The sequence below is a fragment of the Geodermatophilus sp. YIM 151500 genome, assembly GCF_025716945.1.
Taxonomy (GTDB): domain Bacteria; phylum Actinomycetota; class Actinomycetes; order Mycobacteriales; family Geodermatophilaceae; genus YIM-151500.
In genome coordinates this window covers 86,786-102,506 of record NZ_JAOVZT010000001.1, presented here as the reverse complement: position 1 = coordinate 102,506, position 15,721 = coordinate 86,786, and the positions used below count along the sequence as shown (strand labels likewise).

Here is a 15,721-nt window from a genome sequence, read left to right as displayed (position 1 = left end):
AGGAGGCAGCTCGCGCCCAGCAGCAGGCCGTGCAGGATCCGCACCGGCGCCGGGGCCAGGTACTGGGGAAGAGCAGGAACCCGGCGACCGCGAGCAGGTGCGAGAGCAGCCACGCGGGGCGGCCGGTCAGCGGACGGTCGTCAGTTCCGCGGCGATGGTGGTGTCCTCGCCGTGGCCGGTGCGGACGACGGTGTCGCCGTGCAGCGTCAGCAGCCGGGATCTGATCGAGTGCAGGATCGTCGGCTTGTCGCTGTAGGAGCGGCCGGTGGCGCCGGGGCCGCCGCGGAAGAGCGTGTCGCCGGTGAAGACCGTGCCCAGGTCGGGTGCGTGCAGGCAGGTGCTGCCGGGGGAGTGCCCGGGGGTGTGCAGCGCCTGCAGGGTGCTGCCGGCGACGCGGAACCGGGTGCCCTCGGCCAGTTCCTCGTCGGGGTCGACGCCGGGGTGCACGGCGTCCCAGAGCATCCGGTCGGCGGGGTGGAACCAGATCGGCGCCCCGGTGGCCGCCCGCAGGTCGACCGCGGCCGTGATGTGGTCGTTGTGCCCGTGGGTGAGCACGATCGCGGTCACCCGGCGGCCGCCCACGGCGTCCAGGATCGGGGCGGCGTCGTGCGGTGCGTCGACCACCAGCACCTCGTCGTCGTCCCCGACCAGCCAGACGTTGTTGTCGACGTCGAAGTCCTGCCCGTCGAGGCTGAACACACCGCTGACGACGACCCGGTCGACGCTCAGGACGCCGGCCATCAGAACACCACCACGCTGCGCAGGACCTCGCCGCGGTGCATCTTCTCGAACGCGGCCTCCACCTCGTCCAGGCCGATGGTCTCGGAGACGAAGGCGTCGAGGTCGAAGCGGCCCTGCAGGTAGAGGTCGACGAGCATGGGGAAATCGCGGGAGGGCAGGCAGTCGCCGTACCAGGAGGACTTGATCGCCCCGCCCCGGCCGAACACGTCCAGCAGCGGCAGGTCGATGCGCATGTCCGGCGTCGGGACTCCGACCAGGACGACCCGACCGGCCAGGTCGCGCGCGGAGAAGGCCTGCTCGAAGACCTTCGGGTGGCCGACGGCGTCGATGGCGACGTCGACGCCGAAGCCGCCGGTGAGCTCCTTGACCGCCTGCACGGGGTCGGTCCTCGAGGCGTTGACGGTGTGGGTGGCGCCCATCTTCCGCGCCCACTCGAGCTTCCGGTCGTCGAGGTCGACGCCGATGATCGTGGTCGCCCCGGCGAGCCGGGCGCCGGCGATGGCGGCGTCGCCGACGCCGCCGCAGCCGAAGACGGCGACGCTCTCGCCGCGCTGGACCGCGCCGGTGTTGATCGCGGCCCCGACGCCGGCCATCACCCCGCAGCCGAGGAGCCCGGCGGCGGTCGGCGGGGCGGCCGGGTCGACCTTGGTGCACTGGCCGGCGTGCACCAGCGTCTTCTCGGCGAAGGCGCCGATGCCCAGCGCGGGGGAGAGCTCGGTGCCGTCGGCGAGCGTCATCTTCTGCGCGGCGTTGTGCGTGGCGAAGCAGTACCACGGCTTGCCGGCCAGGCAGGCCCGGCACCGCCCGCAGACCGCGCGCCAGTTGAGGACGACGTAGTCGCCGACGGCCACCTCGGCCACGCCCTCGCCGACCGCCGACACCCGTCCGGCGGCCTCTTGGCCGAGCAGGAACGGGTAGTCGTCGGAGATCCCGCCCTCGCGGTAGTGCAGGTCCGTGTGGCAGACCCCGCAGGCCTGCACGTCGACCACCGCTTCGCCGGGACCGGGATCCGGGACGACGATCGTCTCGATGCCCACGGGCGCGCCCTTGCCGCGGGCGACCACGGCCTTCACCTCCGATGCCATGGCCGGAGGCTATGCCAGCCGCCGCCCCACGGCTTCCCCTGCCCCGCCCCCCGGGCACCGCTGCGGGGCGCCCGGCCGCGGTGCCGAGGCGGAGGGCGCCGCACGGGTGCACGTGCTCGACCTCGACGGCAACGGGGTCGACGTCATCGACGGCCTGACCGGCCTCACCGGCGAGGGACGGACCGCGAGGTGGTCCGCCTCGACGCGGCCGGGTTCACCGAGGGCTGATCGGCGTCGCACGGGCCCCGCGGTCGAACGGCCGCGGGCCCGCCGCCGTCCGGAGCGTCGTCCGTTCCCGGGCGGTGCCCGGTCCGGCGTCGGCCGCCGCGTCGTGCCAGAGTGCGGGGCAGGGACGCGACGGCAGGACCCGGAGGTGCGACGGTGACCGACGCGCGACGGCAGACGGGACCGGCGGTGCCGGCCCTGCCCTCCTACAGCAGCGGGACGTCGACGGTGCCGCTGCTCGGCGACACCATCGGCGCCGACCTGGACCGGACGGCGGCGCGCGTGGGCGACCACGAGGCGCTGGTCGAGTGCGCGACCGGCCGCCGCTGGACCTACCCGCAGCTGGTGGCCGAGGTCGACGCCTGCGCCCTGGGCCTCGACGCGCTCGGCGTCGGCAAGGGCGACCGGGTGGGCATCTGGGCGCCCAACTGCGCCGAGTGGGTCTTCGTCCAGTACGGGACGGCCAAGCTCGGCGCCATCCTGGTCAACGTCAACCCCGCCTACCGCACGCACGAGCTGGCGTACGTGCTCGAGCAGTCCGGCGTCTCGGTGCTCGTCTCGGCGCCGGAGTTCAAGTCCTCCGACTACCGCGCCATGGTGGCCGAGGTCCGCGCCGACTGCCCGGACCTGCGGGAGGTCGTCTTCCTGGGCGACCCCGAGTGGCAGCGGCTGATGGACAGCGGCCGGGCGGCCGACCGGTCGCTGCTGGCCGAGCGCGCCGCCCAGCTGTCGGCCGACGACCCGATCAACATCCAGTACACCTCCGGCACCACGGGCTTTCCCAAGGGCGCCACGCTCACCCACCACAACCTGCTCAACAACGGCTTCTTCGTCGGTGAGGGCTGCGGCTACACCGAGGCCGACCGGGTGTGCATCCCGGTGCCCTACTACCACTGCTTCGGCATGGGCATGGGCAACCTCGGCGCCACCTCGCACGGCGCGACCATGGTCATCCCGGCCCCCGGCTTCGACCCGGCGCTGACGCTCCGGGCGGTGCAGGAGGAACGCTGCACGTCGCTGTACGGCGTCCCGACCATGTTCATCGCCGAGCTGGCGCTGCCCGACTTCGCCGACCACGACCTGTCCAGCCTGCGCACCGGCATCATGGCCGGCTCCCCGTGCCCGGTGGAGGTGATGAAACGGGTCGTCGGCGAGATGGGCATGACCGAGGTGACGATCTGCTACGGCATGACCGAGACCTCGCCGGTGTCGACCCAGACGGGCGCCGACGACGACCTGGACCGGCGGACCTCGACCGTCGGCCGGGTGCACCCGCACCTGGAGGTCAAGGTCGTCGACCCCGAGACCGGGCTGACCGTGCCCCGCGGGACGCCGGGGGAGTTCTGCACCCGCGGCTACTCGGTGATGCTGGGCTACTGGGACGAGCCGGAGAAGACCGCCGAGGTCGTCGACCGGGCGCGGTGGATGCACACCGGTGACCTCGCGGTCATGGACGAGGAGGGCTACCTCAACATCGTCGGCCGGATCAAGGACATGGTCATCCGCGGCGGCGAGAACGTGTACCCGCGGGAGGTCGAGGAGTTCCTCTACACCCACCCCGACGTCGTCGACGCCCAGGTGATCGGGGTGCCCGACGAGCGCTACGGCGAGGAGCTGATGGCCTGGGTGCGGCTGCGTGACGGCGCCGAGCCGCTCAGCGCCGACGCGCTGCGCGAGTTCTGCGCCGGCCGGCTCGCCCACTACAAGATCCCGCGGTACGTCAAGATCGTCGATGCCTTCCCGATGACGGTGACCGGCAAGGTGCGCAAGGTCGAGATGCGGGAGATCTCGGTCGAGGAGCTCGGGCTCCAGCGGGCCGCCGCCGTGCGCAACGCCTGAGCGACCGTGGCGCGGGCGGCCACCCCGCCGGGAGCGCTCACCGAGCGTTCACCCGGCCGCCACGTCACGGTCCCGTCCGCGGACCAGGGTTCCGGCGGTCCCACCCATCCCAGCGAAGGACATCGATGACCGACGTCGCACGCCCGTCCCGCCGGCTGCTCCCCCTCCTCCGGACGGGGTTCCGGCACGGCAGCCGCACCCATGTCACCTGCCACTACAAGTGCGGCAACGCCTGCGACGCGCCGGTGCCCAACCGCACCGGCAACCCGACGTTCGCCGATGTCGTGCAGTCGGCGGTCAGCCGCCGGAAGGTGCTCCAGGCCGCCGGTGCCGGCGCCCTCCTCGTGGTCGCGGCACCGCTCGTGCCGGCCGCCGCGGCACGGGGGTCCGCGCGTGACGAGACGGCGGCGAAGGCCGCGCGGGACGGTGCCCTGACCTTCGAGCCGGTCGGGCAGAACCTGCTCGACGAGCTGGTCACCGCCGCGGGGTACGACCACTCGGTCGTCGTCGCCTGGGGGGATCCGGTCGAGGAGGGTGCCCCGGCGTTCGACATCGCCGCCCAGACGCCGGAGGCCCAGGCGCAGCAGTTCGGCTACAACTGCGACTACGTCGGTTTCCTGCCGCTGGGCCGCAGCGACGAGCGGGCCCTGCTGGTGGTCAACCACGAGTACACCGACGAGCAGCTGATGTTCGCCGGCGTCGCCGACCAGGAGGCACCGACGACCGCCGACCAGAAGCGCATCGCGATGATGGCCCACGGCATCTCGGTGGTGCAGATCGAGCGGAAGGGCAGGGGCGCCTGGAAGCTCTCGGAGCGGCGCAGCCACAACCGCCGGATCACCGCGAGCACGGAGATGGAGCTCACCGGCCCGGCCGCCGGCTCGGAGTACGTGCGCACCTCCGCCGACCCCGAGGGCCGGACCGTCCTCGGCACGCTGAACAACTGCGCCGGCGGCACGACGCCGTGGGGTACGACGCTGCACGGCGAGGAGAACTTCAACCTCTACTTCGGCGCCACCACCCCGGTCGAGGAGGACGCGGCCGAGCCGCGGTACTCGCGCTACGGCGTCCCGACCGACGAGCCCGCCGGACGCCGTTGGGACGAGGTCGACCCGCGGTTCGACCTGGCGCGGGAGCCCCAGGAGCCGAACCGCTTCGGCTGGATCGTCGAGCTCGACCCGCACGACCCCACCTCGACGCCGAAGAAGCGCACCGCGCTGGGCCGGTTCAAGCACGAGGGCGCCAACGTCCGGATCGCCGAGGACGGTCGCGTCGTGGCCTACTCCGGGGACGACGAGCGGTTCGACTACATCTACAAGTTCGTGTCGAAGAAGCGCTACCGGCGCGGTACCGGCGAGGATGCGCGGCGGCACAACCTGACCCTGCTCGAGGATGGCGACCTCTACGTCGCGCACTTCACCGGCGACTCGCCGCAGGAGACGATCGACGGCGCCGGGACGGTGCCACCGGACGGGGAGTTCGACGGCACCGGCCGGTGGATCCCGCTGGTGGAGGACGGCGGGTCGATGATCCCCGGCAAGGACGTCGCCTGGGTGCTCACGTTCACCCGGCTGGCCGCCGACCGGCTCGGCAAGCAGCTCGACGAGTCCGGCAACCCGGTGCTGGACGCCGACGGGAACGAGATCGTGGTCGACGCCGCCAAGGTCCCCACCAAGATGGACCGCCCGGAGGACATCCAGGTCAACCCGGTCAACGGCCGGGTCTACGCGGCCCTGACCAACAACGACGAACGGACCGCCACCGACGCACAGCCGGGCGCCGACGAGGCGAACCCGGTGACGGTGTCGTACGCGTTCGACCTGGAGGACGGCGCCTTCCAGCCGCGCCCGGGCAACCGCAACGGCCACGTCATCGAGTGGCAGGAGACCGACGGCACCACCGGCGACGACTTCTACTGGCGGATCTTCCTCCTCGCCGGCGACCCGGCCTACCCGGGCACGTACTTCGCCGGGTACGACCCGTCGCAGGTCAGCGCCATCTCCTGCCCCGACAACCTGGACTTCGACCCGGCCGGCAACCTGTGGATCGCGACCGACGGCAACGTGCTCTCGGCGGTCAACCAGGAGGCCGGCACGATCGGCGGCACCAATGACGGGCTGTTCGCGGTGCCCACGGCCGGACCCGAGCGGGGGCGGGTCAAGGCCTTCCTCACCGTGCCCCGCGGCGCCGAGTGCAGCGGTCCGCTCATCACCCCGGACGCCCGTTCGGTCTTCGTCTCGGTGCAGCACCCGGGTGAGACCGACGGCTCCACGCTCGAGAGCCCGTCGAGCGTCTGGCCCGACGGCGGCTACCCGCGGCCGGGCGTCGCGGTCGTCCACCGCGAGGACGGCGGTCGCATCGGCAGCTGAGCCGTGACCGGCGGCCCGGCCGTGCCCGCCGGGATCGGCCGGGCCGCCCGTGCATCGGCACCGGGACGCTGGGCGAGCACGAGGCTGCCCAGGGCGAGCGCCGTACCGGCGACCTGCGCCGGGCCGAGCTGCTGGCCCAGCAGCGCCCACCCCACCGCGGCGGCGACCACCGGGGAGAGCAGCCCGAGGAAGCTCACCCGGTCGGCCGGCAGCGCCAGCACGCCGCGCAGCCACAGCGCGTACGCGAGCGCGGTGCCGACGGCGCCGAGGTAGACGAAGCCGCCCAGCTGCCCGGCTGTCACGCCCGGGGGGAGCCCCTCCACGGCGAGCACGGCGGGCAGCAGCACCAGGCCCCCGGCGGTCAGCTGCCACCCGGTGAAGGCCAGGACGGGGACCGGACGGCCCCACCGCTTGGTCAGCGTGACGCCCGCGGCCATCGAGGCGGTGCCGGCCAGGCCCGCGGCGACGCCGACGGCGTCCAGCCGCGCCTGGCCGCCGAGCACGACCAGGGCGACCCCGATGACGCCGGTCGCGCCGAGCAGCAGCGTGCGACCGCGCAGCCGTTCGCCGAGCAGCGGCACGGCGAGCACGGCGACGACCAGCGGCTGCGCCGCTCCGAGGACGGCGGCGACCCCACCGGGCAGCCGGTACGCGGCCACGAACAGCAGGGCGAAGAACGCGCCGATGTTCAGCGTGCCGAGGACGGCGGCCTTCCACCACCACACGCCCCGCGGCAGCCGGCGCCCCACGGCGACCAGCAGCAGACCGGCGGGCAGCGCCCGGGCGGTCGCGGCCAGCAGCGGCCGGTCCGGCGGCAGCCACTCCGTCGTGACCGCGTACGTGGTGCCCCAGGTCGCGGGTGCCACGGCCGTGGCCGCCGTCAGCGCCCACAGGCGCGCCCGGTCGTGCGCCGCCGGCCGGACCGGCGGGGGAGCGGTCGTCGTGTCCACAGCCCTCACTCCTCGACAGCAAGTAGCTTGACGACAAGATACTTGCTGTCGTGTAGCCGTCAAGAGAGATTCGTGCGACGATACTCGCCGTGACCGAGCGGGACGGCGTCGACACGATCGTCGACCAGTGGGCGCGCGAGCGTCCCGAGCTCGAGACCACCGCCATGGCACTGTTCGGCCGCGTCTACCGGCTGGCCCGCCTGGTCGGCGACTCCCAGGAGCGCTGCTACGGCCGCTTCGGCATCACCCGCGCCGACTTCGACGTGCTGGCCACGCTGCGGCGCGCCGGCCATCCGCACGGGCTGTCGCCGGGCCGGCTGACCAGCGCGCTCATGCTGACCAGCGGCGGCATGACCAGCCGGCTCGACCGGCTGGAGCGGGCCGGGCTCGTCGAGCGCCGGCCCGACCCGGCCGACCGGCGGGCGCTGCTCGTGGTGCTCACCGACGCCGGGCGAGCGCTCGTCGACGAGGCGGTCGGGGCGGGGCTGGCCGTGCAGCAGCAGCTGCTGGCCGACCTGCCGGCCGCCGACCAGCGGCGGCTCAACCACCTGCTCCGCAGGGCGCTCGCCTCCGTCGAGCGGCACGCCGCGGGCTGATCGCGGGGGCGGACCGGGTGCGCGCCCACGCCGGCTCCCACGTCGGCTCCCACGCCGGTACCCACGCCGGCTCGGACGCCGGTACCCACCGCGCAGCGTGACGTCGTCCGCGCGTTCCGTGCGCGGCGGCAGCCCGGTGCCCGGGGCGGTGCCGGACTCGTTGACAGCCCCGGCCGCCCTCTTCACGATCGCGCATTGCGGCACCGGGGCGTCCGCCGCGCGGCGACCCGTGGATGTCCGAGGGGGACGCGGCGTGGACGCGACGGCGCACGTGCGGATCGGGCTGCTCGACGGCTTCACGCTGCAGCCGTGCGGCCGGCCCGGCGGCGCCGCCGTCGAGGACCTGCCGCACGGGGTGCAGCGGCTGGTCGCCCTCCTCGGGCTGGTCGGCCGGCCCACCCGGACGGCGGTCGCCGGCTCGCTGTGGCCCGACGTGCCCGAGGAGCAGGCGCACGGCAGCCTGCGCTCCGCGCTGTGGCGGCTGCAGAAGGTGGTCCCCGGGCTGGTCGAGGTCTCCGGCGGCGCCCTGGCGCTGGCCGCCGGCGTCCGGGTCGACGTCCGCGAGCTGGCCGAGTGGGCACGCGCGGTCCTCGACCCCGGGACGCCGCTGGACGACCTCCTGGTCCCGGACGTCGGTCCGCGCGGGGAGCTGCTGCCCGGCTGGTACGACGACTGGGTGATCGTCGAGCGGGAGCGGCTGCGCCAGTTGCGCATGCACGCCCTCGAGGCGCTGGCGGGCAGACTCGCCGACGGCGGGCGTTACGGCGAGGCCGTGCAGGCGGCCTACGCCGCGGTGCGGGCCGAGCCGCTGCGGGAGAGCGCGCACCGCGCCGTCGTCCGGGTGCACCTGGCCGAGGGCAACCTGGCCGAGGCGCTGCGCGCCTACCACGCCTTCCGGACGTTGCTCGACGACGAGCTCGGCGTCGCGCCCAGCGCGCAGATGGACGGCCTGGTCGCTGGCCTGTGCCCGCGGCAGCGCCCGGTCGCCCGGCTGGCGCGGGTCCCCGCGCGCTGACCGGGCCGTCGGTCCCGTCCGGCGGCCGCCGTCCCGCAGAGTCGGGACGGCGGCCTGTCCGGCCGACCTGACCGACCCGGCATCGTGTCCCTTGTCCTCCGCCGGCGAGCGGCGCCACAGTGGGCGCGTGCGCGCGCCTGGGGTGCCCGTCCCGCTGCGCTCCTGGATGGCCGCCGTCGGCGACATCGTCCGTGCGGCCAACGCGGCCGAGTCGCCGGACGTGCTGCTCGGCCGCGTCGCGGCCGGCGCCTGCTCGCTCATCGGGTTCGAGTACTGCGCCGTCCTCCTGGCCGACTCGAGAGGGGAGCGCCTGCAGCTGGCCGGCTCGTCCGGGCTGACGGCCGATTACGTCGCGATGGTCGCGGACGACGGATCACCGCTGATCCATCCGCCGGGTCCGGACCTGGACACCCCCGCGGCCCGGGCCTTCCGCGAGAACCGCACGGTCGTGGTGCCGGACGTGCTCGCGGACCGTCGACACGGCAGGCTTCGCGTGCTCGCCGAGGCGCAGGGCTACCGGAGCCTGGTCGCCGCCCCCCTGGGTGCCGCGACGGCGCGGTCCGGTGTGCTCGTGGGTCACTCGGCGGCCCCGCGCACGTTCGGCGTCGCAGACCGGGAGCTGGTCGAGCTGCTGGCCGACCAGGCGGCAGTCGCGCTGGAGAGCGCGCGGCTGCGTGTCGCGCAGGAGCGCACGATCGGCGAGCTGTCACGGGCGAACGACGAGCTGCGGCGCGGTCGGGCGCTGCAGGAGTGGGCCGAGCAGCAGGACCACGCCCTCATGGGACTGGCCATGGCAGACGTCGGTCTCCCGGGTCTGGTGTCGGCTCTGGCGACCACGTGCCGGGCCTCGGTGACCGTCGAGGACGCCGGAGGGGACGTCCTGGCCCGGGCGCCGGAGGAGGGGTACCGGCCGCCGCCGGTCGCGTCCCGGCACCGCGCTGCCCGGTGGGCGGCACGCGCCGGGTCGGCACACCGCTGCTCCGCGATGCGTGTGCCCGACGGCCGGGGAGGGCGGCCCGGCGCGGCGGCGGTCGGTCACCCACCCCGACCCGAGCCGGAGGTGTGGGTCGTGCCCCTGGTGCTCGACGACGATCTCGCAGGTCGTCTCTGGGTGGTCGACCCGCGGGGCGGCCCGACGTCCGCGGAGCGGCAGGTCATCGAGCGCTTCGCTCTCGTGGTCGGATTGGAACTGCGCCACCAGCGGCGGCTGGCCGAGGTCGAGGCCCGGGCGTCCGGTGATCTGATCGGCGGGTTGCTCCGGTCGGAGGGGCTGGAGCAACGCACCGTCGTCGCGCGCGCGGCCGCACTCGGCCACGACCTGCTGCGCCCGCACGTGCTGGCCGTGCTCGCCGTCGATCCCCCGCAGCCCGTGGACCGGTGGCGAAGGTCGGTCCGGGCCGCCACCGAGCGGGAGGTGCCCGCCCTCATCGGTCCCTACGAGGACCTCGAGGTCCTGCTCGCCCCGGCCGAGCACGACCCGGCGGCCGGACTGCGGCGTGCCCACGAGAATCTGCAGCGGGCCCTGGGGTCCGGGGCCACCGTCACGGTGGCCGTCGGTCCGACCGTGACGCGCGTGGCGGACTACGCCGTCGCCTTCCGGATCGCTGCCGGTGCGGCCCGACTCCGGCGGACGGCGCGAGTCCCCGGGGGCTTCGTCGACGTCCGCAGCCTCGGTCTCAGCGCGTTGTTGCTGGAGACCGGGACCTCGGAGGTCCTTCGCAGCTTCGCGCGGCGGCAGCTCGCGCCGCTGATCGAGCACGACCGCGGACGGGGCGGTGATCTCCTGGCCACGCTCCGGACCTGGCTGTCGACGGGGTGTTCGACCGCCACGACCGCCTCGGTGCTCGTCGTCCACCCCAACACCGTCGCCTACCGCCTGGCCAAGGTGGAACGGCTGCTCGATCGTGATCTCCGGGGCCCGGATGTGCGTCTCGAGCTCCAACTCGCGCTGACGGTCCACGACCTGTCCTGACCGGAGGCGGGTCGGCCGCGGGGAGGCGTTGTGCCACGCCCCAACCGTCGGACGGCTTGCTGGCCGCCGCACCATGGTCGCCGCACGGGACCGCCCGGGACGATCGCCGCACATCCCGAGGAGCCGGTCGCACCGAGGAGGCCGCCGTGAAGCCGCCGCCCTTCCGCTACTCGTCGCCGACCACCGTCGCGGACGCGGTCGCCCTGCTCGCGGAACACGCCGCCGACGACGCTCGCGTCCTCGCCGGAGGCCAGAGCCTGGTGCCGCTGATGAACTTCCGGCTCGCCCAGCCCGGCCACGTCATCGACCTCCGCCGCGTGGCGGGGCTGGACACCATCAGGCTCGCCGGCGGGGAGCTCGTCATCGGCGCCATGGTCCGGCAGGCAACGGCCGAGCGGAGCCCGGAGGTCGCGCTGGCCGCGCCGCTGCTCGCCGAGGCGCTGGGGCACGTGGCGCACCCGCCGATCCGCAACAGCGGCACCGTCGTCGGCAGCATCGCCCACGCCGACCCGGCCGCCGAGCTCCCCGCCGTCGCCCTCGCGATGGACGCCGAGCTGACCGCCGTCGGTCCCGGGGGCGAGCGGCGGATCACCGCCGCCGACTTCTTCCAAGGTCCCTTCACGACCGCGCTCGGAGCCGACGAGATCCTCACCGAGGTGCGCTTCCGGTCCTTCCCCGGCGGGCACGCCTTCGTCGAGTTCTCGCGCACGCACGGCAACTTCGCCGTCGTCGCCGTCGCTGTGCTCGTCGCCCTGGCCGACGGGCGGATCACCCGGTCCGCCATCGCGGCCAGCGGTCTCGGCGGGACGCCGCTGCGCCTCACCGCAGCGGAGCAGGCATGGGAAGGATCGACCGCCGGGAGCGCGGCCATCGATGCGGCCGTCGACGCGGGGACGGCAGGGCTCGACCCCGCCGGAGATCTGCACGCCGGCTCGGCCACCCGTATCGACATCGCCAGGAGCTGCCTGCGCGAGGCGCTGGAGCGCGCCACGGAGCGCGCGCTCGACCGGAGGTGAGACCCGACATGACCGAGGAACTGCAGGAGATCACGCTGACCGTCAACGGGCGCCGGCACGTCCTCGCGGTGCAGCCGCGGCGGCTGCTCGTCGACGTGCTGCGCGACGACCTGGGCCTGCCGGGCACGCACATCGGTTGCGAGCACGGGGTCTGCGGCACGTGCACCGTCCTGCTCGACGATGCCAGCGTCCGGGCCTGCATCACGCTGGCGGTCCAGGCCGACGGGCGGTCCGTGCGCACGGTGGAGGGGCTGGCCGACGGGATGCGGCTGCATCCGCTGCAGGAGGAGTTCTGGGACAAACAGGGGCTGCAGTGCGGTTACTGCACGCCCGGGATGCTGATGCGGGCGGTCGAGATCCTCGAGCAGGTCCCCGACCCGACGCCCGACCAGGTGCGCGAGGGCATCGCCAGCAACCTGTGCCGGTGCACCGGCTACCAGTACATCGTGGAGGCGGTGCTCGCCGCCGCACCCCGGATGCGCAGCGAGAACCCGTGGGACCCGACCGTGCCGACGGAGGCGAAGGCATGACCACCACCGCTCGTCCGCCGGCACCCCCGGTGCGCAGCCACCCGGAGAACCGTAAGTGGGTGGGCAAGTCGATCCGGCGCGTCGAGGACCCGAAGTTCCTGCGCGGCCGCGGCGGTTACATCGCCGACCTCGTGCGTCCGGGCACGTTGCACGCCGCCGTGCTGCGCAGCCCCCACGCGCACGCCCGCATCGTCTCCATCGACACCGACGCCGCGGCTGCGCTGGACGGGGTGTACGCCGTGGTCACCGGGGCGCAAGCGGCGGAGCTGACCGAACCGCTGCCCGACTTCGGCCCCGACCCGGCCAAGCACACGTGGCGCTGTCTGGCCGTCGACAAGGTGCGCTACGTGGGCGAGGGGGTGGCGGTCGTGGTCGCCGACGACCGCTACCTGGCCGAGGACGCACTCGCCCTCATCGACGTCGACTACGACCCGCTGCCCCCCGTCGTCGACCCGGAGCGTGCACTCGATGCCGGCGCGCCCCTCGTGCACGAGGCGCTCGGCAGCAACCTGGCCTACGAGCGCACGTTCGACTTCGGTGACGTCGACGCGGATTTCGCGGCCGCGGACCTCGTGGTGCGGGACCGGTTGCGCTGGCACCGCTCCGGCGGCCAGCCGCTGGAGACGGTGGGCGCGATCGCCGACTTCGACCCGAGCACCGGGCAGCTGACCGCGCACACCAACTCGCTGTCGTTCACGAGCTACCTGTTCATGGTGGCCAACACCCTCAGGATCCCCGCCAACAAGCTGGACATCCACCAGGTGCCGGCGGGCGGCAGCTTCGGCTCGAAACTGTTCGTCACCAAGCCGCTGGTGCTGGCCGCGATGTGCTCGCGGCTCGTCGGGCGGCCGGTGGTCTACCTCGAGGACCGGGTCGACAACATCTCCAACTGCGACCACCACGGCAGCGACCGGGTGTACGACGTCCGGCTCGCGGTGACGAGGGACGGCCGGATCCGCGGCATCGACATCGACACCGTCGACGACTACGGGGCCTACATCCAGTTCGGCGTGGGGCACCACGGCAATGCGCTCGCCCAGGTCACGGGTCCGTACACGATCGACAGCGTCCGGTACCGCGTCCGGGCGGCGTTGACGAACAAGAACCAGCAGGGCGCCTACCGCGGCTTCGGTTCCGAGGTCAACAACTGGATGCTCGAACAGATGGTGGACAAGGCCGCGCGGGAGCTAGGCATGGACCCCGTGCAGATCCGGCGCCGCAACTTCATCCGGCCGGACCAGTTCCCGTACTTCATCCCCACCGGCAACGTCTACGACTCGGGGAACTACGACGCCGTCCTGGACCAGGCCCTCGAGATCGGCGAGTACGACCGCTGGCGGGCCGAGCAGACCCAGGCGCGCGAGGAGGGCCGCTACCTCGGCGTCGGGCTCATCGCCGCCCAGGAACGGAGCGTCTTCTCCGCCACCGAGTTCTGGTTCTGGTTCGACGAGCCCGGCGCACCGGTGACGTCGATGCCGGAATCGGTCACCCTCAACGTGGACGCGACCGGGGGGATCACGGCCACCCTGTACAGCTGCGCGTTCTGGGGCAACAGCCCCGAGACGATGGTGGCCCAATTGGTCGCCGAAGAGTTCGACTGCGATCCGCACGACGTCTCGATCATCTACCACGGCAGCCAGGGTGGGTTGCCGGCCACCGGCCCTGGAGGGTCACGTACCACCGTGATGCTCGCGGGTGCGGTGGAAGGAGCCAGCGCGAAGATCAAGCGGAAGGCCCGACGGGCGGCCTCGGAGCTGATGGAGGTCGACCCGGACGACCTCGAGTGGTTCGACGGCGGCTACCAGGTCAGGGGGGTGCCCGAGCAGCGCAAGACCCTCGGGGACATCGCGATCGCCCTGCACCTGTTCAAGCACAGCTTCCCGGAGGACGTGGAGAGCGGCCTGGAGGAGAGCCAGGTCTTCGACCACCCCTACACGACGATGCCCTCGGCGGACCGCAAGGACCTCGGCGTCTTCTACCCGTTCATGGGGCACGCCTGCCACGTCCCCGTAGTCGAGGTGGACATCGCCACCGGTGAGGTGCGGATCCTCGCCTACGCCGCCGTGCACGACTGCGGCACGCTGGTGAACCCGCGCTCCCTGGCCGGCCACATCGTCGGGGGTACCGCCCAGGGCATCGGCACGGCGCTCTACGAGGAGTTCGTCTACGACGACACCGGCCAATTGATCACCAGCAGCTTCCTGGACTACTCGATCCCGACGGCCATGGAGGTACCGCACCTGCGCATCGGCCACGTGGAGACGCCGTCGCCCTACACGCCGCACGGGATCAAGGGGGGCGGGGAGGGCGGTCGGATGATGGCTCCCGCCGCGCTGAACGCGGCGGTCAACGACGCGCTCGCGCCGCTCGGCGTGCGGGTCACCGAGCTGCCCATGACCCCGGACCGGCTCCGGGCCGCCATCAGGGCGGCCGGAGTCGTGACCGGCGGACGGTGACCCGGGGAGCGGCGCGCGTACCGGGCCGCCGGCCGCGGGCGGCGACCACCGCCCCGCCGCCGGGAACTGTCCCGGAGCGGTGTCACCCCCGCGTCACGCGGGCATCACCGGACCGCGCTCACGGTCAGCGACGGGCGGCGAGGGCGGCGATCTCGTGCGCCGACTCGAGGGTCGGCGCGCCGGCCAGCGCGCGGCGCAGGGCGCGCTCGTCGCGCCGGCGGGCGCGGGCCGCACGGGTGCGGGCGAGGTAGGTGCGCAGGACGGTCACGGCGGTTCCTCCGGATCCAGCAGGACAGGGCTCAGCAGGACAGGGCTCAGCAGGACAGGGCTCAGCAGGACAGGGCCAGGGGCTCGGGCGGGACGGCGGCCGGCGCGGCCGCGGCGGGCGGGCGCAGCGGGCTGCGCACCTCGACCACGTCGCCGTCGGGGTGCAGCGTCGAGCCGGGCAGCACGCGGCGGATCAGGCCGAGGACCCGCTCGTTGTCCGGCTGCACGGTCGCGGTGAAGGTGTGCACGCCGCGCCGGGCGGCGAGGTCGACCAGCTCGACGAGCAGCTGCCGGCCCACGCCGGCGCCCTGCCACGCGTCCTCGACGACGATCGCGAACTCCGCCGTCCCCGGGTCGTCGGGGGAGCGGTCGTAGCGGGCCACGCCGATCACCTCGTCGCCGAGCGTCGCTACCACGGCCTCGCGCCGGTCGTGGTCGACCTCGACGAAGCGGCGGACCGTCTCCGGCGGGAGGCTGCGCAGGGGCGCGTGGAAGCGGCGGTAGACGGTGTCGGGCGACAGCCGCGGCCAGAGCCGGCCGAAGCGCGGCAGGTCGTCCGGGCTCACCGGCCGGGTCGGGACCACGACGTCCATGGCGACCTCCTGAGTTCGTGATACGAACTTTGCTCTTCTATGGCCAGGTTCGTCAAGTGAACTCAGC

13 protein-coding genes are annotated in these 15,721 nt (G+C 73.8%); 8 read left to right on the top strand and 5 right to left on the bottom strand.

Annotated features, from left to right (window positions below; all coding sequences use genetic code 11):
- Window positions 1-126: 126 nt before the first annotated feature.
- Both OF117_RS00450 and OF117_RS00445 read right to left on the bottom strand, forming a co-directional pair.
- A complete protein-coding gene (locus OF117_RS00450) occupies window positions 127-741 on the bottom strand; it encodes an MBL fold metallo-hydrolase (protein ID WP_263550812.1) in 615 nt (204 codons plus the stop codon).
- Entirely contained in the window at window positions 741-1,826 is a 1,086-nt protein-coding gene (locus tag OF117_RS00445; RefSeq protein WP_263550811.1) for an S-(hydroxymethyl)mycothiol dehydrogenase, read from the bottom strand. The genes OF117_RS00450 and OF117_RS00445 overlap by 1 nt, the downstream gene beginning before the upstream one ends.
- 381 nt (window positions 1,827-2,207) lie before the next feature.
- Between OF117_RS00445 and OF117_RS00440 the strand changes: the two genes are divergently transcribed.
- Together OF117_RS00440 and OF117_RS00435 are read left to right on the top strand one after the other, a co-directional pair.
- Complete coding sequence (locus OF117_RS00440) at window positions 2,208-3,890, top strand: AMP-binding protein (RefSeq protein WP_318014201.1); 1,683 nt, start codon at window positions 2,208-2,210, stop codon at window positions 3,888-3,890.
- A 125-nt stretch (window positions 3,891-4,015) separates the two neighbouring features.
- Window positions 4,016-6,259: a PhoX family protein gene (locus OF117_RS00435; protein WP_263550810.1), complete on the top strand. Its 2,244-nt coding sequence runs from the start codon at window positions 4,016-4,018 to the stop codon at window positions 6,257-6,259.
- On the opposite strand, the gene OF117_RS00430 is transcribed toward OF117_RS00435, so the two are convergent.
- On the bottom strand, window positions 6,199-7,209 hold the full coding sequence (locus tag OF117_RS00430) for an EamA family transporter (protein ID WP_263550809.1): 1,011 nt from the start codon (window positions 7,207-7,209) through the stop codon (window positions 6,199-6,201). The two genes, OF117_RS00435 and OF117_RS00430, sit on opposite strands and share 61 nt — an antisense overlap.
- An 89-nt stretch (window positions 7,210-7,298) precedes the next feature.
- Between OF117_RS00430 and OF117_RS00425 the strand changes: the two genes are divergently transcribed.
- The 6 genes from OF117_RS00425 to OF117_RS00400 all read left to right on the top strand — a co-directional run bounded on the left by OF117_RS00425 (window position 7,299) and on the right by OF117_RS00400 (window position 14,794).
- The gene (locus OF117_RS00425; RefSeq protein WP_263550808.1) at window positions 7,299-7,805 is read left to right on the top strand and encodes a MarR family winged helix-turn-helix transcriptional regulator; all 507 of its coding nucleotides are present in this window, start codon (window positions 7,299-7,301) and stop codon (window positions 7,803-7,805) included.
- 253 nt (window positions 7,806-8,058) lie between these two features.
- Window positions 8,059-8,820 (top strand): BTAD domain-containing putative transcriptional regulator, encoded by a 762-nt coding sequence (locus OF117_RS00420; RefSeq protein ID WP_263550807.1) that lies wholly within the window; start codon window positions 8,059-8,061, stop codon window positions 8,818-8,820.
- 127 nt (window positions 8,821-8,947) lie between these two features.
- Window positions 8,948-10,792, top strand: a complete 1,845-nt coding sequence (locus OF117_RS00415; protein ID WP_263550806.1) for a helix-turn-helix domain-containing protein — start codon at window positions 8,948-8,950, stop codon at window positions 10,790-10,792.
- Window positions 10,793-10,938: 146 nt separating this feature from the next.
- Window positions 10,939-11,808, top strand: a complete 870-nt coding sequence (locus tag OF117_RS00410) for an FAD binding domain-containing protein (protein ID WP_263550805.1) — start codon at window positions 10,939-10,941, stop codon at window positions 11,806-11,808.
- A gap of 8 nt (window positions 11,809-11,816) precedes the next feature.
- A complete protein-coding gene (locus OF117_RS00405) occupies window positions 11,817-12,338 on the top strand; it encodes a (2Fe-2S)-binding protein (RefSeq protein WP_263550804.1) in 522 nt (173 codons plus the stop codon).
- Window positions 12,335-14,794 (top strand): xanthine dehydrogenase family protein molybdopterin-binding subunit, encoded by a 2,460-nt coding sequence (locus OF117_RS00400; protein WP_263550803.1) that lies wholly within the window; start codon window positions 12,335-12,337, stop codon window positions 14,792-14,794. Before OF117_RS00405 ends, OF117_RS00400 begins: the two co-directional genes overlap by 4 nt.
- A gap of 124 nt (window positions 14,795-14,918) precedes the next feature.
- On the opposite strand, the gene OF117_RS00395 is transcribed toward OF117_RS00400, so the two are convergent.
- Together OF117_RS00395 and OF117_RS00390 are read right to left on the bottom strand one after the other, a co-directional pair.
- Complete coding sequence (locus OF117_RS00395; protein WP_263550802.1) at window positions 14,919-15,062, bottom strand: hypothetical protein; 144 nt, start codon at window positions 15,060-15,062, stop codon at window positions 14,919-14,921.
- A 61-nt stretch (window positions 15,063-15,123) separates the two neighbouring features.
- Entirely contained in the window at window positions 15,124-15,654 is a 531-nt protein-coding gene (locus tag OF117_RS00390; protein ID WP_263550801.1) for a GNAT family N-acetyltransferase, read from the bottom strand.
- Window positions 15,655-15,721: the final 67 nt, after the last annotated feature.